General features: G+C 71.3%; 18 protein-coding genes and 2 pseudogenes. 18 read left to right on the top strand and 2 right to left on the bottom strand.

Annotated features, from left to right (window positions below):
- The first annotated feature begins 1 nt into the window (after position 1).
- The gene (locus ACTWP9_RS06045) at positions 2-520 is read left to right on the top strand and encodes a GNAT family N-acetyltransferase (RefSeq protein ID WP_443244936.1); all 519 of its coding nucleotides are present in this window, start codon (positions 2-4) and stop codon (positions 518-520) included.
- Positions 521-566: 46 nt separating this feature from the next.
- Here ACTWP9_RS06045 and ACTWP9_RS06040 read toward each other — a convergent pair whose 3' ends face one another.
- On the bottom strand, positions 567-1,373 hold the full coding sequence (locus ACTWP9_RS06040; protein ID WP_443244935.1) for a class I SAM-dependent methyltransferase: 807 nt from the start codon (positions 1,371-1,373) through the stop codon (positions 567-569).
- 492 nt (positions 1,374-1,865) lie between these two features.
- On the opposite strand from ACTWP9_RS06040, the gene ACTWP9_RS06035 reads away from it, so the two are divergent.
- The 16 genes and pseudogenes from ACTWP9_RS06035 (at position 1,866) to ACTWP9_RS05960 (ending at position 15,780) form a co-directional block, all read left to right on the top strand.
- The gene (locus ACTWP9_RS06035) at positions 1,866-2,483 is read left to right on the top strand and encodes a hypothetical protein (protein WP_443244934.1); all 618 of its coding nucleotides are present in this window, start codon (positions 1,866-1,868) and stop codon (positions 2,481-2,483) included.
- A 295-nt stretch (positions 2,484-2,778) separates the two neighbouring features.
- On the top strand, positions 2,779-3,228 hold the full coding sequence (gene rpsP, locus ACTWP9_RS06030) for a 30S ribosomal protein S16 (RefSeq protein ID WP_433099061.1): 450 nt from the start codon (positions 2,779-2,781) through the stop codon (positions 3,226-3,228).
- 2 nt (positions 3,229-3,230) lie between these two features.
- Complete coding sequence (locus tag ACTWP9_RS06025) at positions 3,231-3,470, top strand: RNA-binding protein (RefSeq protein ID WP_209237778.1); 240 nt, start codon at positions 3,231-3,233, stop codon at positions 3,468-3,470.
- 184 nt (positions 3,471-3,654) lie between these two features.
- Complete coding sequence (gene rimM, locus ACTWP9_RS06020; RefSeq protein ID WP_443244933.1) at positions 3,655-4,281, top strand: ribosome maturation factor RimM; 627 nt, start codon at positions 3,655-3,657, stop codon at positions 4,279-4,281.
- The gene (gene trmD / locus ACTWP9_RS06015) at positions 4,278-5,093 is read left to right on the top strand and encodes a tRNA (guanosine(37)-N1)-methyltransferase TrmD (protein ID WP_443244932.1); all 816 of its coding nucleotides are present in this window, start codon (positions 4,278-4,280) and stop codon (positions 5,091-5,093) included. The genes rimM and trmD overlap by 4 nt, the downstream gene beginning before the upstream one ends.
- Positions 5,094-5,465: 372 nt before the next feature.
- Entirely contained in the window at positions 5,466-5,816 is a 351-nt protein-coding gene (gene rplS / locus ACTWP9_RS06010; protein ID WP_443244931.1) for a 50S ribosomal protein L19, read from the top strand.
- 44 nt (positions 5,817-5,860) lie between these two features.
- A complete protein-coding gene (gene lepB / locus ACTWP9_RS06005) occupies positions 5,861-6,577 on the top strand; it encodes a signal peptidase I (protein WP_443244930.1) in 717 nt (238 codons plus the stop codon).
- A 418-nt stretch (positions 6,578-6,995) separates the two neighbouring features.
- A pseudogene (gene lepB, locus ACTWP9_RS06000) lies at positions 6,996-8,029 on the top strand (signal peptidase I).
- Positions 7,923-8,999, top strand: a complete 1,077-nt coding sequence (gene lepB, locus ACTWP9_RS05995) for a signal peptidase I (RefSeq protein WP_443245246.1) — start codon at positions 7,923-7,925, stop codon at positions 8,997-8,999. The pseudogene lepB (ACTWP9_RS06000) and the gene lepB (ACTWP9_RS05995) overlap by 107 nt, the downstream one beginning before the upstream one ends.
- A gap of 93 nt (positions 9,000-9,092) precedes the next feature.
- Entirely contained in the window at positions 9,093-9,824 is a 732-nt protein-coding gene (gene lepB, locus ACTWP9_RS05990) for a signal peptidase I (RefSeq protein WP_443244929.1), read from the top strand.
- 39 nt (positions 9,825-9,863) lie between these two features.
- Complete coding sequence (locus tag ACTWP9_RS05985; RefSeq protein ID WP_027735391.1) at positions 9,864-10,187, top strand: DUF2469 domain-containing protein; 324 nt, start codon at positions 9,864-9,866, stop codon at positions 10,185-10,187.
- Positions 10,188-10,538: 351 nt separating this feature from the next.
- On the top strand, positions 10,539-10,895 hold the full coding sequence (locus ACTWP9_RS05980; protein ID WP_443245245.1) for a YraN family protein: 357 nt from the start codon (positions 10,539-10,541) through the stop codon (positions 10,893-10,895).
- Positions 10,895-12,511: a YifB family Mg chelatase-like AAA ATPase gene (locus tag ACTWP9_RS05975; RefSeq protein WP_443244928.1), complete on the top strand. Its 1,617-nt coding sequence runs from the start codon at positions 10,895-10,897 to the stop codon at positions 12,509-12,511. The genes ACTWP9_RS05980 and ACTWP9_RS05975 overlap by 1 nt, the downstream gene beginning before the upstream one ends.
- Positions 12,512-12,732: 221 nt before the next feature.
- On the top strand, positions 12,733-13,986 hold the full coding sequence (dprA, locus tag ACTWP9_RS05970) for a DNA-processing protein DprA (protein ID WP_443244927.1): 1,254 nt from the start codon (positions 12,733-12,735) through the stop codon (positions 13,984-13,986).
- A gap of 299 nt (positions 13,987-14,285) precedes the next feature.
- On the top strand, positions 14,286-15,140 hold the full coding sequence (whiG, locus tag ACTWP9_RS05965; RefSeq protein WP_443244926.1) for an RNA polymerase sigma factor WhiG: 855 nt from the start codon (positions 14,286-14,288) through the stop codon (positions 15,138-15,140).
- Between the two features lie 100 nt (positions 15,141-15,240).
- Entirely contained in the window at positions 15,241-15,780 is a 540-nt protein-coding gene (locus tag ACTWP9_RS05960) for a TetR/AcrR family transcriptional regulator (protein ID WP_443245244.1), read from the top strand.
- A gap of 295 nt (positions 15,781-16,075) precedes the next feature.
- Here ACTWP9_RS05960 and ACTWP9_RS05955 read toward each other — a convergent pair.
- Positions 16,076-16,510 (bottom strand): annotated as a pseudogene (locus ACTWP9_RS05955) (peptidoglycan DD-metalloendopeptidase family protein); the annotation flags it as partial.
- An 885-nt stretch (positions 16,511-17,395) separates the two neighbouring features.
- Here ACTWP9_RS05955 and rpsB point away from each other — a divergent pair.
- Positions 17,396-18,310 carry a 30S ribosomal protein S2 gene (rpsB, locus tag ACTWP9_RS05950; RefSeq protein WP_443244925.1) on the top strand — a complete coding sequence of 305 codons (915 nt, stop codon included), beginning with the start codon at positions 17,396-17,398 and terminating at the stop codon, positions 18,308-18,310.
- Positions 18,311-18,328: the final 18 nt, after the last annotated feature.

The following is an 18,328-nucleotide window of genomic DNA, read 5'->3' as shown; positions in this document are numbered from 1 at the left end:
CATGCGCGTATACATCCGCCCGCCGCGGCCCGCTGACGAGCAGCTCTACAGCGAGGCCGTCATCCGCTCGGCAGACCACCTCCGCCCGTGGAATCCTGTCGAGCCGGACGGCCTTCCCGATCTGCTTCGCCGTCAGGGGCCCGCGCTGCGCACCTTCCTCATCCTCGACTGCGAGGACGAGGGGCTGGTCGGCCGGGTGAACGTGGCCAACATCGTCCGGGCCCGCTTCCGCAACGCCTCGCTCGGCTACGACAGTTACGTCCCCTACGCCGGCACCGGACGGATGACCGAAGGGCTGCGGCTGGTCGTCGACCGCTGCTTCCAGCCGGGCCCAGACGGACTCGGCCTGCACCGGCTGGAGATCAACGTCCAGCCGGAGAACGAGCGCTCCCTGGCGATGGCCAAGCGGCTCGGCTTCCGGCACGAGGGCTTCTCGCCCAGGATGCTCTACATCAACGACGCCTGGCGCGACCACGAGCGCTTCGCGCTGACCGTGGAGGAGTGGCCAGGGCTGGGCTGACGGCTGACGGCGAGGGGCTACGCGTGCATCGGTTCACAGGCGGTCGTCACGTACGGGCGACGACGTAGCGGAACAGGTTCGGCATCCACACTGTGCCGTCCGCGCGCAGGTGCGGGTGGAGTGCCTCCACCAGTTCCTTGAGCACCTGCTCCTGGTCGGTCGCGCGGACCGCACTGTCGTACAGCCCGGTCGACAGCAGCCCGCGCACCGCGCTCTCCATGTCCGCGTAGCCGAACGGGCAGGCGACCCGGCCGGACCCCTCCAGCCGCAGCCCGCCGTACACCGCCAGCTCCTCCAGATCGTCCCGGCCGCACCAGTCGGGCCCCGCATCAGCCGGTTCGGCCAGCCGGGTCGCCACCCGCAGCGCTGGCGCCACCGCGCACCGCTCCACCGGGCCCCAGCCGGCCAGCACGACGGCGACACCGCGGCCGAGCGTCTTCCGCAGCCGTAAGAGCTCCTCCTGCCCCGGCAGCGCACCGAAAGCCGTCACCAGCGTCGGCGGTTCACCGGTGCTTACCGCCTCCAGCGCCGTGCCGCGGGTGAGCCGGGCTTCCCGGCCGGATGCCCCGCCGGAGCCGAGGAGCCGCCGCCCGGCGAGTTCGAGGCGGGTCGCATCCGGGTCCGCGCCGTGTACGTCCGCGCCCCGGCCCGCCGCCAGCAGCAGCGCGAGGCCCGTACCGCAGCCGAGGCCGAGCACCCGCGTGCCCGGCCCGGTCTCCATCCGTTCGTACACCGCTTCATAGAGCGGAACCAGCATCCGTTCCTGGATCTCGGCCCAGTCCCGCACCCGGGCCGCGCTGCCGGCGGCGGGGAGGCGGGTCCGGTGCTGGCGGTGTACGAGCGTGGGTGTCATCGCAACGCCCCAATCCGAAGATCCGTCCGGCCGTTTGGTCCCCCGAGTGGTGCTCGTGCCCCGTATGCCAGGGAACTGCGTATCCTCCCGGGAGTCCAGGGGGTGCGCCCAGTTGTCTTCCGCGCTCCCGATGTGCGCCCCTCCGGCCCGCACGCCGGACAGCCATGCCATGCCGTATCGGGCGGACGGGGGCCAGAACGTCTGCTTCACTCCCTGACGTACGGCACGTACGCCAGGATGAGGAGCGCACAGAAAACGTCCGTACGATCGGGGGAGGCGTGGGAACCCGGGAGTTGCGGGCGCGAGAGCGCATGGGCGACAGAGTCGCGTTCGGTGATACCTCCCGGCTTGGGGTGGCTGTGCGGCTTGAGCGCACATCTGCGGACCCGCACCCATCTCCCCATGCATCACCGAGAACTGACTGGTACGTGCAAAATATTTGCGTTGCCCCGTAATCGGAACACCGGGGCACCTCTGCTCGTTGGGAACGACGTGAGCACGACACCACCAGTTCTCGCCGCCGAGCTGGCAGCCGCCTGGGCCGACATTCAACGGCACCACCCCGAGCTGCCGGATCTGGCCGCGCCCGAATCACTCATCGGAGAGTCCTCGTCCGCCTGCGGCACCGGGCTCTCGTTCGAACGGCTGCTCCATGAGGCAGTCCACGGCATCGCCGCGGCCCGCGGTATCCGGGACACCTCACGAGCCGGCCGTTACCACAACCGACGCTTCCTGGCGATCGCCGAGGAGCTGGGTCTTGAGCACCCTGAGGAGCCGCATCCCAGCAGCGGCTTCTCCCTCGTGGTGCTCACGCCCGAGACGAGAAGGCGGTACCGCCCCACGATCGAGCGCCTCCAGCGGGCGCTGAAGGCATACAGCGCGGCCACCGAGACCGACACCGGGCGCAGCTTTCGCGGGCCCGCCGCACGGCACGGCTCCTCCGGGGGCGGTGTCCGCGTCAAGGCCGTCTGCGACTGCGGGCGCAACGTCCGCGTGGTGCCCTCCGTGCTGGCCCAGGCCCCCATCATGTGCGGAGCCTGCGGCAAGCAGTTCCGCATCCCGGCCGAGTCGGCGCCCGTGCCGGCAGCGGAGCCGATGGCCGTCGGCTGACGCGGCTGCGGCCCGCAGCCGCGGGGTGCGTGACGAGGTCCGCGCGCCCCGGGACCCGCTGGGGGCCCGGTTCCGTCGGGTCCGGTTCCGTCGGTCCGGGTGACGCCGGTGCGGCACCGGTCAGGGGCGGTTTCGGCCGGGCCCGTGCGGTGTGGCATCATGGTCGGCTGAACTCGGCAGCCGCACAGGACCCCTCTCTCCTCCGGCTGACGCGTCCATCGGACACCCGGCGCTACAACCCCACGTGGCAAGTCCGCCGTGTCCACCCACGTCAAGACCAGGAGACACCACACCCGTGGCAGTCAAGATCAAGCTGAAGCGTCTGGGCAAGATCCGTTCGCCTCACTACCGCATCATCGTCGCCGACTCCCGCACCCGCCGTGACGGCCGGGCCATCGAGGAGATCGGCCTGTACCACCCGGTGCAGAACCCCTCGCGCATCGAGGTCGACTCGGAGCGTGTGCAGTACTGGCTCAGCGTCGGCGCCCAGCCGACCGAGCCCGTCGAGGCCATCCTCAAGGTCACCGGCGACTGGCAGAAGTTCAAGGGTCTGCCCGCCCCGGAGCCGATGAAGGTCGCCGAGCCGAAGGCCGACAAGCGCGCCCTCTTCGAGGCCGCCGCCAAGGAGTCCGCCGACGAGCCGAAGGGTGAGGCCATCACCCCCAAGGCCAAGAAGGCTGACAAGGCCGACAAGAAGGCGGACGAGGCCGACGCTTCGGCCGCCACCGAGTCGACCGAGGCCTGAGGATGCTCGAGGAGGCCCTCGAGCACCTGGTGAAGGGCATCGTCGACCACCCCGACGAGGTGCAGATCGCGTCCCGCAACCTCCGTCGCGGGCGCGTGCTCGAGGTCCGGGTGCATCCCGACGACCTCGGCAAGGTGATCGGCCGTAACGGTCGCACCGCGCGCGCTCTGCGCACCGTCGTGGGAGCGCTCGGCGGCCGGGGTGTCCGCGTCGACCTCGTCGACGTGGACCAGGTCCGCTGAAGCGCAGCATGCAGCACCGGCACGGGCCGGGGACGGCAGTCAAGCCGTCCCCGGCCCGTTGTCGCGCCCGCACTCCCACCGGCACCGCCCGCACCACCGCACCGCCGTCCACACCACCGAAGTCACCGCAACCACCGACACCACCGACACCCACCGAGCACGGAACCGAGCACGGAGAAGCACAGTGCAGCTAGTCGTCGCGCGGATCGGCCGCGCCCATGGCATCAAGGGCGAGGTCACGGTCGAGGTCAGGACCGACGAGCCCGAACTGCGGCTCGCCCCCGGCGCCGTGCTGGCCACCGACCCGGCCACCGTCGGTCCGCTGACCATCGCCTCCGGCCGGGTGCACAGCGGACGGCTGCTGCTGCGCTTCGAGGGCTTCGGTGACCGGACCGCCGCCGAGGCCCTGCGCAACACCCTGCTCATTGCCGAGGTCGATCCGGACGAGAGCCCTGAGGATCCGGAGGAGTTCTACGACCACCAGTTGGAGGACCTGGAGGTCGTCACGGGTGACGGGACGGTCGTCGGCCGGATCGAGAGCGTGGCGCACCTGCCGGCCCAGGATCTGCTCGTCGTACGGCGGGAGGACGGCGGCGAGGTCCTGATCCCGTTCGTCCACGAGATCGTCCCGGAGGTCGACCTGGAAGCCCAGCGCGCTGTCGTCGACCCGCCGCCCGGCCTGCTCGGCGAGGAGACGGCGGAGACGGCGCAGACCTTGGAGACAGCCGGGCCTGAGGGGGCGGAGGAGACGGAGGAGACCGCGGGGGGCGAAGGCGGCGGAGAAAACCCCGGTCAGGGGAGCGCGCGGTGAGGCTCGACGTCGTCACGATCTTTCCCGAGTACCTGGAGCCGCTGAACGTCTCGCTGGTCGGCAAGGCCCGTGCGCGCGGCGTACTGGATGTCCGCGTACACGACCTGCGGCACTGGACGTACGACCGGCACCACACCGTCGACGACACGCCCTACGGCGGTGGCCCCGGCATGGTCATGAAGCCCGAGCCCTGGGGCGAGGCGCTGGAGGAGGTCCTGGCCACGGGCGAGCCCGGTCAGGGCCCGCCCGTGCTCGTCGTCCCCACTCCCAGCGGTCGACCCTTCACCCAGGAGCTGGCCGTGGAACTCGCGGACGAGCCGTGGCTGGTGTTCACCCCGGCCCGCTACGAGGGCATCGACCGCCGGGTCATCGAGGAGTACGCGGACCGGCTCGACGTGCGGGAGGTCTCCATCGGTGACTACGTACTCGCCGGCGGGGAGGCGCCCGTCCTCGTCATGGTCGAGGCGATCGCCCGGCTGCTGCCCGGTGTGCTCGGCAATGCCGCCTCGCACCAGGACGACTCGTTCGCGCCCGGCACCATGGCCAACCTGCTGGAGGGCCCCGTCTACACCAAGCCGCCCGAGTGGCGCGGCCGTGGCATCCCGGAAGTGCTGCTGAGCGGCCACCACGGCAGGATCGCCCGCTGGCGCCGCGACCAGGCCTTCGCCCGGACGGTGGCCACCCGGCCCGACCTGATCGAACGCTGCGACCCGGAAGCCTTCGACAAGCACGACCGGGCCACCCTGGAGGAGCTGGGCTGGCGACAGGGCCCGGACGGGCGCTGGCAGCCGGAACACGGGGAGCAGGACTAGGCCCGTGACCGGCGGGTCTTGCCCTCCCTTGGCTGGGAAGGGGGTGTCCCTCCCGAAGCGGGCAGACTGCGCGTCTGTTGTGGCCGAGCGCGTGGTTCCCCGCGCCCTTTCGGGTGCGCACACCCCCTGCGGGGTACGCGAGATCCGTCGGACCAGCCCTGGGCCGCAGGCCGGAGGCGGGGCGGTGGCCTGCGAGGAACAGGCGGCCGATTTGGGCCGGGCGGGGACCCCGTGGAAGAATGGGCTGCTGCCTCACCTCCGGCGCGCGACCCTGCCACAGGGGGACCGACGCCCGCCGAGAGCGGCGGCTCCATGGATCACCACCACGATTCCGTTGATGACCTGTGGCATCAGCGAGGAAAGCAGACGGACATGTCCCACCTTCTCGACAGCGTCGACTCCGCATCCCTGCGCAAGGACGTACCGGCCTTCCGCCCCGGCGACACGATCAACGTGCACGTCCGCGTCATCGAGGGCAACCGCTCCCGCGTCCAGCAGTTCAAGGGCGTCTGCATCCGCCGCCAGGGCTCCGGCGTCCGGGAGACCTTCACGGTCCGCAAGGTCAGCTTCAGCGTCGGCGTCGAGCGCACCTTCCCGGTGCACACCCCGATCGTCGAGAAGATCGAGGTCGTGACCCGCGGTGACGTCCGCCGCGCCAAGCTGTACTACCTGCGCGACCTGCGCGGCAAGGCCGCCAAGATCAAGGAGAAGCGCGAGAGCTGAGCTCGCGTCCTCGGTGCCAGGCGGGCCGGTTAGGCTTCCGCTCGATGGAGACCGAGGAACAGCACGACGAACCGGAGCGCGACCGTTCTTCCGTTCCCGACCAGGGAAAGAAGGGCAGGTCGCGCTCCGTGCGTCTGGGCCTGTCCGTGGGGTCCGTACTGGCGGTGCTCTTGCTGACGAGCGCGTTCATCGTGCAGCCTTTTCTGATCCCGAGTTCCTCGATGGACCCGACCCTGCGCGTCGGGGACCGGGTGCTGGTGAACAAGCTGGCCTACCGCTTCGGCGACGGTCCGCGGCGCGGGGAGGTCGTGGTCTTCGACGGCACCGACTCCTTCTCGGGGGAAGCCGACCCCGACGCGAACCCGGTGACGACCGCACTGCACAAGGCCGGCGCGGCGACCGGACTCGTGCGGCCCTCCGAGACCGACTATGTCAAGCGCGTGATCGGAGTCGGCGGCGACCGGGTGCGCTGCTGCGACAGACGGGGGAGGATCGAGGTGAACGGCCGGCCCGTGGACGAGGACTATCTGCACCTCGGCAACGCTCCTTCCGCCGTGCCCTTCGACATCCGGGTTCCGGAGGGACGCCTGTGGGTGATGGGTGATTACCGTTCCCAGTCCAGCGACTCCCGTGACCACCTCGGCGACCCTGGTGGCGGCACCGTTCCCGTGGAGCGGGTGATCGGGCGCGCCGACTGGATCGGCTGGCCACTTGGCCGCATCGGGGCGGTGCCTGCTGACGCGGGCGGCGGCCATGGCTGACCCCGAGCACTCTCCCGGCAACTACGGATACGGGGCTTCAGGTGACCCCGGCTACGGAGAAGCTCGCTACGGTGACCCCGGATACGGAGATCGCGGATACGGTGACCCCGGATACGGAGATCGCGGATACGGAGCGCCTGGACCGGGTGCGTACGGCCCTGCCGGAGAGGCTGGCCCCCAGGGCGCCTCGTATCCCTATACGGAGCCGTACGACTATTCCGAGCCGTACTGGTACAGCAACCCGCAGCCCTCTCCGCCGCCCGGGACCGTCGGGCCGCCCGGGACCGGCGCTCCGCCCCGGTCCGGTGTGCCCCCCGAGGCCGGAGTTCCGCCCGGGGCCCGTGTTCCCCCCGAGGCCCGTGTGCCCTCTGCGCCTCCCGGCGGTCCGGACCTGGCCGGTCCTCCGGCTGCGGAAGCCATGGACGCCGGGGAGGCCGCAGGAGCCACGGGGGAGGGGCCGCCGCTGCGCCGTCCCGGGCAGGGCAGGGCCGACCGCAGGCGGGCCGCCAAGCGGATCAAGCGTCGCCGCAGACTCTCCGCGACCAAGGAGATTCCGATACTGATCGGTGTCGCCCTCCTGATCGCGTGGCTGCTGAAGACCTTTCTGGTCCAGGCGTTCGTGATTCCGTCCGGCTCGATGGAGCAGACCATCCGGGTCGGCGACCGGGTGCTGGTGGACAAGCTCACCCCTTGGTTCGGCTCCAAGCCGCACCGCGGGGACGTGGTCGTCTTCGAGGACCCGGGCGGCTGGCTGGAGAACGAGAAGAAGGACACCAAGGACGCACCGGCCGGAATCAAGCAGGGCAAGGAGTTCCTGACGTTCATCGGGCTGCTGCCCTCTGACGACGAGCAGGACCTGATCAAGCGGGTCGTCGGCGTCGGCGGTGACACGGTGCGCTGCTGCGACAAGCAGGGCCGCATCACCGTGAACGGCACACCGCTGAACGAGCCGTACCTCCATCCGGGCAACAAACCTTCCCAGATGAAGTTCAAAGTGACCGTCCCTGTGGGACGCGTGTTCGTGATGGGCGATCACCGGGCCGACTCCGCCGACTCCCGCTATCACCTCAAGGAACCGGACCGGGGAACGATCGGGGAGGACCGGATCGTTGGCAGGGCAATCGTCATTGCCTGGCCGTTCGACCATTGGAGGCGGCTCGAGGAGCCGGAGACTTTTTCCTCGGTGCCTGATCCCGCGGGCGTGGCCGCCCCCGCATCTGTGCACCAGGACAATCGAGTGGCGCAACTCCCGTTCTTCGCGGAACTTCCGCTCGTTATGGGAGTGGTGGGCCTGTCCCGACTGCGGAACAGGCGAGTGCGCGTGTGAGGAGTGGATGTGGGGGACTTGGCGGTCGGCACACGGTCCGGTTCCGGGTACCCGGAGGACGAACGTCCTGGAACGGACGGCAGGACGGGCGACGCAGGACCACCGGCCGTGGAAAGAGAGAGTGACAGTGTGACCGCCGATACTGACGGGGCGGCAGCGAGCTCCGGTGCGAATGGGGACGGCCCGTGGAGCTCCGATCCGAAACCGGGCCACGAGGTGCCGAACCCGGACGGAGGAGCCGAGGATCTGCGGGAGAAGAAGCCGGTGAAGAAGCAGCGCGCGTTCTGGAAGGAACTGCCGATGCTCATCGGCATCGCGCTGATCCTCGCCCTGATCATCAAGACCTTCCTGGTGCAGGCGTTCTCCATCCCCTCCGATTCGATGCAGAACACGCTCCAGCGCGGCGACCGGGTGCTGGTCGACAAGCTGACGCCGTGGTTCGGGTCCACCCCGGAGCGCGGTGAGGTCGTCGTCTTCCACGACCCGGGCGGCTGGCTCCCCGAGGCACAGGTGGAGGAGAACTTCATCCAGACCGCGCTGAGCTTCATCGGTCTGATGCCGTCCGCCAACGAGAAGGACCTGATCAAGCGGGTCATCGCGGTCGGTGGGGACACTGTCGAGTGCAAGAAGGGCGGCCAGGTCCGCGTCAACGGCACGGCGCTGGACGAGTCCTCGTACCTCTTCCCGGGCAACACCCCTTGCGACGACAAGCCGTTCGGCCCGGTGAAGGTCCCCAAGGGCAAGCTGTGGGTGATGGGCGACCACCGCCAGGACTCCCTCGACTCCCGCTACCACCAGAACCAGCCCGGTGACGGCTTCGTCCCGGAGAAGCAGGTGGTGGGCAGGGCCATCGTCAAGGCGTGGCCGATCAACCGCTGGGGTTCGCTGCCGGTGCCGGAGAGCTTCGACCAGCAGGGCGTGCAGTCGCGCGCGCTGAGCGCCGCACCGACCGCGCTCGGGCTGGCGGGCGCCCTCCCGCTGGTGCTGTGGCGGCGCAGGCGGCTGCACCTCAAGGCGCGGCCCGCGCAGGCGGCGCAGTCCGCGCCCGGCCAGGGCCCGGCGTCTTACCGGAGCTCAGCGTCTTCCGAGGGCTGACGGCTTCCCGTACCGCCCGGTAGGGTCAGCGGTCGGTGCCGGCGCAGTCCGGCGCGAGGCCGCTGCGAAAGACCCGGGAGTGCGGAAGTGAGCATGGCAGAACGTACCGACGAGGGCCGCAGCCGGCTGGGCAACCGATTGTCCTCAGTGGCTGTGGCCCTCGGGTGTGTGCTCTTCCTCGGCGGCTTCATCTGGGGTGCCGTGCTCTACCAGCCGTACACGGTGCCCACCGACTCCATGGACCCGACCGTGAAGTCCGGTGCCCGGGTGCTGGCCGAGCGCGTGGACGGCGACGAGGTGCGGCGCGGCGATGTCGTCGTCTTCCGGGACTCGGTGTGGGGCGCGGTGCCCATGGTCAAGCGGGTCGTGGGGGTCGGCGGTGACAAGGTGGCGTGCTGCGACCGGGACGGTCGGCTCACGGTCAACGGGAAGCCCGTCGACGAGCCCTACCTGCTCTCCCACGGCCGCGATTCACAGCGCCCCTTCGACGCCACCCGTATACCCAAGGGCAAGCTCTTCCTGCTGGGGGACAACAGGGAGGCGTCCCTCGACTCCCGGGTGCACCTGGAGGACGCCGACCACGGTGCCGTGCCGCGCTCCGCGGTCCAGGCCCGGGTCGACGCCATAGCCTGGCCCACCAGCGCCTTCGGCATGCTGCCGGAGGCGAGCGGGTTCGCTGACATGCCCGGCGGCACCTCGGCTCGCGGACCGCTCCCGCTGGCGATGACCGCCGTGGTCGTGGGCGCCGTCCTGGTGCTGGGCGGCGCCGCGTACGGGCCGCTCGCGCGGCGCCGCGCAACTTCGGCCCGACGCCGCCCGGGGTGACGCACAATGGGGGGACGCACGGCTGAAGGGGAACATGCCATGAGCGCCGAGGACCTCGAAAAGTACGAGACCGAGATGGAGCTCAAGCTCTACAGGGAGTACAGAGATGTCGTCGGGCTGTTCAAATACGTGATCGAGACCGACCGGCGTTTCTATCTCACCAATGACTACGAGATGCAGGTCCACTCGGTTCAGGGCGAGGTTTTCTTCGAGGTGTCGATGGCCGATGCCTGGGTCTGGGACATGTACAGGCCGGCCCGGTTCGTCAAACAGGTACGGGTGCTCACGTTCAAGGACGTGAATATCGAGGAGCTCAACAAGAGCGAGCTGGACCTGCCGGAGGACTCGGGCTTCAAGGGCTGAGCCGAGCCGCTCCGCCGACCTCGCTGTCGGGGTGCCTGTTGCTGGTTCCCGCTGCCGCAGAACCTCACTCGGGCGGGTGACGGAGTTGTCCACAACCGCCGGGTTCTCCACAGAAAACGCGCAAGATCCCTGAGCTGCCTCCGGTGCCGCCACAGTCGGTGTCGGAGGTGGTGCCGTATGAATACGAGCGAAGCGCGGAGTGGCGGACGTCCCGGCACAGACCGGCGGGGCGGCGGAAGTCCCGGCACGGAGCCGCGGAGCCGCGGACAGCGGGGCACCGGGCGACGAGGCGCCCGGACGAGCGGTGCGGAACGACGACGGCCGTCGCCCCCTGGCTGCGCGAAGGGCGCTCTGGGGCGGTACGGAGAGGACCTGGCGGCGCGGCGGCTGCGCGAAGCGGGCATGGCGATCCTCGAACGGAACTGGCGCTGTGCCGAGGGCGAGATCGACATCATCGCGCGGGACGCGGACGCTGTCGTGATCTGCGAGGTAAAAGCCCGCAGGGCCGCCCCGTTCCAGCACCCCATGGAGGGCCTGCCGCCCTCGAAGACGGCCAGGTTGCGGAGGCTGGCGGCGCGCTGGCTCAGCGAGTGCTGGGTCGCCCGCTACGGACGTCCGCCGACCGGCGGGGTGCGCATCGATCTCGTCGGCATCGTCCTGCCGGACCGGGGTGCGCCTGTGGTGCAGCACGTACGGGGGGTCGGCTGATGGGGTTCGCCCGCACGTGTGCGGTCGCGCTCGTCGGGGTCGAGGGCGTCCCGGTCGAGGTCCAGGCCGATCTGGAGCCCGGCGTCGCCGCCTTCACCCTCGTCGGGCTGCCCGACAAGAGCCTGACGGAGAGCCGGGACCGGGTGCGGGCCGCGGTGGTGAACTCCGGCGTGCCCTGGCCGCAGAAGAAACTCACTGTCGGCCTCAGTCCCGCCTCGGTGCCCAAGGGTGGCAGCGGGTTCGACATCGCGGTCGCCTGCGCGGTGCTCGCCGCTGCCGAACGCGTCGATCCGCGGGAGATTGCCGGGGTGGTGATGATCGGCGAACTCGGGCTGGACGGCCGGGTGTTGCCGGTGCGCGGCGTCCTCCCGGCCGTCCTGGCGGCTGCTGACGCGGGATACCGGCAGGTGGTCGTCCCGGAGCAGACGGCGGCGGAAGCGGCGCTGGTCCCGGACGTCTCCGTGCTCGGGGTACGCAGCTTGCGCCAGCTCATCGCGGTGCTGACCGACGAGCCGGTGCCCGAGGAGCCCGACCGCAGCGACGAGGGTCTGCCCGGCACCGTCCACGCCGGGCTCGCCGGGCTGCCCGCCGCGGCGCCCGGCCTGACCGGACTGCTGGGTGAGGAACGCCCGGTCGACCTCGCCGATGTGGCCGGACAACACTATGCGCGTCGCGCCCTGGAGATCGCCGCGGCCGGTCGGCACCACATCTACTTCAAGGGGCCGCCCGGGGCGGGGAAGACAATGCTCGCCGAACGACTGCCGGGGCTGTTGCCCCCGTTGAGCAGGAAGGAGTCGCTGGAGGTGACGGCAGTGCACTCGGTCGCGGGCGCGCTGCCTCCGGGCCAGCCGCTCGTCGTCCGGCCGCCGTACTGCGCGCCCCACCATTCGGCCACGATGGCGGCGCTCGTCGGTGGCGGCTCCGGTGTGCCCCGCCCGGGCGCCGTCTCCCTCGCTCATAACGGCGTGCTCTTTTTGGACGAAGCCGCGGAGTGTGGCGCCCAGGTCCTGGATGCCATGCGGCAGCCGCTGGAGTCGGGGTACGTCGTCGTGGCGCGGGCCGCAGGGATGATGCGGATGCCAGCCCGGTTCCTGCTCGCGCTGGCCGCGAACCCGTGTCCGTGCGGGCGGCACGGTGACGACGGAGGCAGGTGCGAATGCCGACCCGCCTCGGTGCGCCGCTACCGGGCGCGGCTGTCGGGGCCGCTGCTGGACCGCGTCGACCTCCGCGTCGACGTGGAACCGCTCGCCCGATCCGAACTGGCAGCCATGGATGGACGGGCGGAGTCCTCCGCCGTGGTGGCTGCCCGGGTGCTGGAGGCCAGGGAACGCGCCGCGGCGCGGTATGCGGACACACCGTGGAAGACCAACAGCGAGATCCCCGGCCACCACCTGCGCACCCGGCACCCCGCACTCCCCGGAGCGCTCACCGAGGCCGAGGACGACCTGGAATGCGGTCTGCTCACCGCACGCGGTCTGGACCGGGTGCTGCGGGTCGCCTGGACGGTCGCCGACCTCGCGGGGCACTCCAGGCCCACCCGCGACGACGTCAACTTTGCGCTGGAGCTGCGGACCGGCATCCGACGGGGCGCCCTGATGCCGGAGATCCCCGCATGACGGCCGAGCATCTGCGACCGGCGGTTCCGCACCCCGGCCCGGAGGGCGCAGGGACCGCCTCCGGGCGCCGGCGAGCGAACGGTGAGCCGCGGAGCCGCGCCGCCGGACGCCCCGAACCTGCCGTGCAGCGCCGGGGACGGCCACAGGAGAGGCGCACAAGGCGGGCCGTTCCAGCTCCCCGGGAGGCCACGGCGCAGGAACCGGAACCGGAGCTGGGGCCAGTGAGGACGGAGCCGGAGCCCGTCGAACCGGAGCCGGGGCTGGTGGGGACGGAGCGAGGGCCGGTCCGGGCGGAACCGGAGCCAGTCGGGACGGAGCCGGGCTCGGTCGGGACTGAGCGGGGACAGGGCGAGCCCGAGCGCCTCGCGCGGGCGGCTCTTACCCGGATCGCCGAGCCGGGCGACGAGCTCGTCGGGCGGTGGATCGCCGCATACGGGGCGTGCGAGGTGGTGGACGCGGTGTGCGGGACCGGGCCGCCGCTCACCGGGGCCGGTGAGCGGAGGTGGGCGGGGATGCGGCTGCGGGCCGCCCACGCCCGGCCGCAGGCGGACCTGGACGCGATCGCCGCGAGCGATGGCCGCTTCGTCTGCCCAGGCGATGCCGAATGGCCGCGGCAGCTCGACGACTTGGGGGATGCCAGACCGTTCGGTCTGTGGGTGCGGGGCACGCCGGTGCTGCGGGTGTGGGCACTGCGCTCGGTGGCCGTCGTCGGCGCCCGGGCCTGCACCGAATACGGCGCACACTGCGCGACCGTGCTGGGCGCGGAGCTCGCTGAACAGGGCTGGACGGTGGTGTCCGGCGCGGCTTACGGCATCGACGCCGCCGCGCACCGGGGTGCCCTGGCCGCACGGGGCCCCACTGTCGGTGTGCTGGCGTGCGGGGCCGATGTCGCCTACCCACCGGGCAACCAGCAGCTGATCCGCGTACTGGGTGAGCGTGGGCTGCTGGTCGCCGAGCTGCCGCCCGGGGACCATCCGACCCGCAGCAGGTTTGTGCTGCGGAACCGGGTGATCGCCGCCCTCACCCGGGGAACCGTTGTGGTAGAGGCGGCCCTGCGCAGCGGGGCGCTGGTCACAGCCCGCCGCGCCCTCGGGCTGGGACGGCATCTGATGGGGATGCCGGGCCCGGTCACCTCCGGGCTCTCCCAGGGCGTGCACCAACTCCTGCGCGGCGAGGCCACAGTGGTCACCGACGCCGCCGAAGTGATCGAGCAGGTGGGCATGATGGGCGAGCTGGCCCCTGAACGGCGCGGACCCACGGTGCCGCGCGACGCATTGAGCCCCGCTGCGGCGCGGGTACTGGAAGCGCTGCCCGGCCGCGGGGCGAGCGACGCCGCCCGTATCGCGTGCTCGGCGGGCGTCCCACCGGGCGAAGCCCTCGCCCGCCTTCACGAACTGCGGGCTCTCGGCTTCGTCGAACGCGACGGCAACCGCTGGCAGTTGATCTCGCGCAGTAAGGGGCACTCCATCGGGTGATGATGCGGTCCTTGACCTGGGGCTATCGGGTGAAAGGCTGAGCTGTGCGCGCTCGCCGGGGCGGCACGGGCCCCGCAGGGCACCGCACCCTGGCCCGTGCCCGGTCATCCGCACCGCTTCCGCTTCCGGCCCTGCCGAGCCACCGCGGAAAGGAGGCACGCCGGCGCAGAGGGGAAAGCACAATACGTCGCACACTGCGACGTTGCGGTCACGCTACGCTCACTTAATCTCGCAATGAGACGCACGATTACGCACACCCACAGACCACCACTACCCAGCAGAACGGCTCAAGGCGACGTATGCCTCAGCACATCTCCGGGCCCGACCGCACAGCCGCAGCGGCCGCCGCAGCCGCACGCACCGTGGTCGACGACGACACGCCCAGGACTGCGCCCAGCTCGCTGGATGAACTCTGGCGGTCCTACAAGGCCACGGCGGACAGCAGGCTGCGCGAACAGCTCATCCTGCACTACTCGCCGCTGGTCAAGTACGTCGCGGGCAGGGTGAGTGTCGGGCTGCCGTCCAATGTCGAGCAGGCTGACTTCGTCTCCTCCGGAGTCTTCGGACTCATCGACGCCATCGAGAAGTTCGACCCCTCCCGTTCCATCAAGTTCGAGACCTATGCCATCACCCGCATCCGGGGCGCGATGATCGACGAACTGCGGGCCCTGGACTGGATCCCCCGTTCGGTACGGCAGAAGGCCCGCGCTGTGGAGCGCGCGTACGCCACCCTCGAGGCCAGGCTGCGCCGCAGTCCTTCCGAGGCGGAGGTCGCCGAAGAGATGGGCATCGAGACGGAGGAACTGCACGGCGTCTTCAGACAGTTGTCGCTGGCCAACGTTGTGGCGTTGGAAGAGCTGCTGCACGTCGGTGGCGAAGGCGGTGACCGGCTCAGCCTGGTGGACACCCTGGAGGACACCGCGGCCGACAACCCGGTCGAGGTTGCCGAGGACCGCGAACTGCGCCAGCTGCTCGCCCGCGCCATCAACACCCTGCCCGAGCGGGAGAAAACCGTCGTGACGCTCTACTACTACGAAGGTCTCACCCTCGCCGAGATCGGCCAGGTGCTCGGCGTCACCGAGAGCAGGGTCAGCCAGATCCACACCAAATCGGTTCTGCAACTCCGCGCCAAACTCGCCGACGCGGGCCGCTGACCGAGCCGGTCACTCGGGACGCGTGCAACTCTCCACCTCCCCTCCGTAAGCTAGAGCCGTGCCCAGGATTCGAGCGGCCTCCGTGGCCGAGCACCGGACCATGCAGCGCGCGGCCCTGCTGGACGCCGCCAGGTCGCTGTTGTCCGAGGGCGGTACGGAAGCCCTGACCTTCCCCGCTCTCGCCCAGCACACCGGCCTCGCGCGCTCCTCCGTCTACGAGTACTTCCGCTCCCGCGCCGCGGTTGTCGAAGAGCTGTGCGCTGTCGACTTCCCGGTGTGGGCAGCCGAGGTCGAGTCCGCGATGCGGGCGGCTGCCACGCCGGAGGGCAAGGTCGAGGCGTACGTCCGCAGGCAGCTCGCCCTGGTGGGGGACCGCCGGCACCGTGCCGTCGTCGCGATCTCCGCCGGTGAGCTGGACGCGGGGGCCCGCGAGCGGATCCGCGCCGCACACGGCGGGCTGATCTCCATGGTCGTCGAGGCGCTGAGCGAGCTCGGCCACACCCAGCCCCGGCTCGCCGCGATGCTGCTCCAGGGCGTCGTGGACGCGGGTGTGCGCCGTATCGAGATCGGGGCCGCCGAGGATCCGGAGCAGATCGCCGAAGCCGCCGTCTCCATGGCGCTGAACGGCGTCCAGGGCTGACGGCGGCCGAAGCGGGCCGCAGTCGCCGATGTGCCCAGACCGCACCGAGTGCGAGGGCACCGGCCGGGAGCCACCCCTCCGGTGCGCTGCTGTCTCCCCCGCTCGCGGCGACGTGCCAGGCCGTCGGTCGCAACTCCACGGCGACTCCCTTGTGCCGGCTGCCCGGCACCGGAACCCCGCGGACCGGGAGCAGCCGGGAGTGGCCGCCCAGGAGCGCGGCGGGCAGGAGCGAGAGCGGGTCGAGATAGCGCTCTCCGCGCAGCAGCCCCCAGTGCAGACAGGTGTGCGGGCAGTGCCGACCGCGCAGGACCGTGCCCACCCGCTCGCCCACCCGCACCCGGTCTCCCTTACGTACGGAGGGCCGTACCGGCTGATACGTCGTCCGCAGAGGCGGCCGACCCGTGCCTTTGAGCTCGATGGACACCACCGTCTGCCCAGCAACCCGCCCCGCGAACGACACCCGGCCGTCCGCCACAGCGCGCACCGGCCGACCAGGCTGAGCCGCGAGGTCGACCCCGCGATGGCCTGCCGCCCACGGCTCGGGCGGGGGGTCCCAGCCCCGGGACACCCACGGCCGTCGCGCGCCGTCCGCTCCCTCGACCGGCCAGGTCCGTCCGGCCGCGGGGCGCCCACCGTCGGCGCCCTCGGTCGCGCGGCGCCCCGTCGCGCGGTCGTGGCCGGCTCCCGCACCCGCGGGCGTGCGGAGATCATCGGGTGCGGGAGGTTCCATGGCCCAGGCCGCGCCGAGCAGGGCAGTCCCTCCCGTCGGCAGCAATCCGCCCAGCACCGCCAACAGCGTCGCGACCAGCACCGCCGCGCATCGGGCGGTCCGACGTACCGCTCCGCGACCCGGGGGCTGACGCACCGCTTCGCGTCCGGCGGTACGAGGCACTGCGCCGTGCTCGGCGGTCCGACGTACCGCGCGGCCTGCCGGAGGTCGACGCGCCGCTCCGTGCCCGGTGGCCTGACGTTCCGCGCGGCCTCCCGTGGGCCGTACCGCTCCGTGCCCGGCGGTCCGACGTACCGCGCCTCCTCCCGGAGGTCGACGCGCCGCTCCGCGTCCGGCGGCCTGACGTACCGCGCCTCCTCCCGCAGTCCGACACATCGCTCCATGTCCGGGGGTGCGCCGCAGCGCCTCGTGCCGTTGTGGGGGCTGCTGCCGGGAGGAGCGGGGGCCGAAGCTCGCCCCGTGGTCCGGACCTCTGCTGTTGTGCCAGGGCCTGTGCTGTTCCATGCGGAGAACGGTGGCGCGGCTTGCCGTCTCGTGGGGATCTTGGCCAGGAGCTGTGGGTAACTGCCCAGTTGTGGACAACGGCGTCACCCGCGCGAGGGACCCGGGGCCGTTCGCGGAACCCGGCTGCATGCTCCCGGTTCCCGGCGATGTCTCCCGGCCCCCGCCGGGCGCGGCGCCCCTCCCCGGTCCCGTACACTGCTGGTGCGGCCCGGGTGACCGGGCTGACTTCGCACGTCCCGCCACCCTCACCCGGTGGCCGCGCATCTCGGTCCCAGGAACAGTCCCCGCCGGACTTTCCGGGCGGCGCGCCAGGGGCGTCAGGCAAGCGGGGGCCGTCCGGGCCTCCGCTGACGACAACCGAGTAACCCAAGGAGAACGGCCATGGCCGTCGTCACGATGCGGGAGCTGCTGGAGAGCGGCGTCCACTTCGGGCACCAGACCCGCCGCTGGAACCCGAAGATGAAGCGCTTCATCTTCACCGAGCGCAACGGCATTTACATCATCGACCTGCTCCAGTCGCTGTCGTACATCGACCGCGCCTACGAGTTCGTCAAGGAGACCGTCGCGCACGGCGGCTCCATCATGTTCGTCGGCACCAAGAAGCAGGCCCAGGAGGCCATCGCCGAGCAGGCCACCCGCGTGGGCATGCCCTACGTGAACCAGCGCTGGCTCGGCGGCATGCTGACCAACTTCTCGACGGTCTACAAGCGGCTGCAGCGCCTCAAGGAGCTGGAGCAGATCGACTTCGAGGACGTGGCCGCCTCCGGCCTCACCAAGAAGGAACTGCTGGTCCTCTCCCGTGAGAAGGCCAAGCTGGAGAAGACCCTCGGCGGTATCCGCGAGATGCAGAAGGTGCCCAGCGCCGTCTGGATCGTGGACACCAAGAAGGAGCACATCGCCGTCGGCGAGGCGCGCAAGCTCAACATCCCGGTGGTGGCGATCCTCGACACCAACTGCGACCCCGACGAGGTCGACTACAAGATCCCGGGCAACGACGACGCGATCCGCTCCGTCACCCTGCTGACCCGCGTGATCGCCGACGCCGTGGCCGAGGGTCTCATCGCCCGCTCGTCGGGCGGCGCCGGTGAGGGCAAGGGCGAGAAGGCCGCCGGTGAGCCGCTGGCCGAGTGGGAGCGCGACCTCCTGGAGGGCGAGAAGGCCGCCGAGAAGCCGGCTGCCGAGGCTGAGAAGTCTGCCGAGGCCGAGAAGTCCGCCGAGGCCGAGGCCCAGCCCGCCGCTGAAGCGCAGCCGGCCGGCGAGGGCGAGCAGGCGGCGGCCCCCGCCGAGCAGGGCTGACCCACGGGCCACGTGGAT

The sequence above is a fragment of the Streptomyces sp. 3N207 genome (assembly GCF_052246355.1).
Taxonomy (GTDB): domain Bacteria; phylum Actinomycetota; class Actinomycetes; order Streptomycetales; family Streptomycetaceae; genus Streptomyces.
This window is presented reverse-complemented; position numbering and strand designations above follow the sequence as displayed.

Coding starts and splice junctions, on each gene's coding strand:
- rplS (WP_443244931.1), top strand. CDS start 5,466: ATGTCCCACCTTCTCGACAGCGTCGACTCCGCATCCCTGCGCAAGGAC.
- rpsB (WP_443244925.1), top strand. CDS start 17,396: ATGGCCGTCGTCACGATGCGGGAGCTGCTGGAGAGCGGCGTCCACTTC.
- lepB (WP_443244930.1), top strand. CDS start 5,861: ATGGAGACCGAGGAACAGCACGACGAACCGGAGCGCGACCGTTCTTCC.
- ACTWP9_RS06025 (WP_209237778.1), top strand. CDS start 3,231: ATGCTCGAGGAGGCCCTCGAGCACCTGGTGAAGGGCATCGTCGACCAC.
- whiG (WP_443244926.1), top strand. CDS start 14,286: ATGCCTCAGCACATCTCCGGGCCCGACCGCACAGCCGCAGCGGCCGCC.
- ACTWP9_RS06040 (WP_443244935.1), bottom strand. CDS start 1,373: ATGACACCCACGCTCGTACACCGCCAGCACCGGACCCGCCTCCCCGCC.
- ACTWP9_RS06045 (WP_443244936.1), top strand. CDS start 2: ATGCGCGTATACATCCGCCCGCCGCGGCCCGCTGACGAGCAGCTCTAC.
- ACTWP9_RS05960 (WP_443245244.1), top strand. CDS start 15,241: ATGCAGCGCGCGGCCCTGCTGGACGCCGCCAGGTCGCTGTTGTCCGAG.
- ACTWP9_RS05985 (WP_027735391.1), top strand. CDS start 9,864: ATGAGCGCCGAGGACCTCGAAAAGTACGAGACCGAGATGGAGCTCAAG.
- lepB (WP_443244929.1), top strand. CDS start 9,093: ATGGCAGAACGTACCGACGAGGGCCGCAGCCGGCTGGGCAACCGATTG.
- ACTWP9_RS05975 (WP_443244928.1), top strand. CDS start 10,895: ATGGGGTTCGCCCGCACGTGTGCGGTCGCGCTCGTCGGGGTCGAGGGC.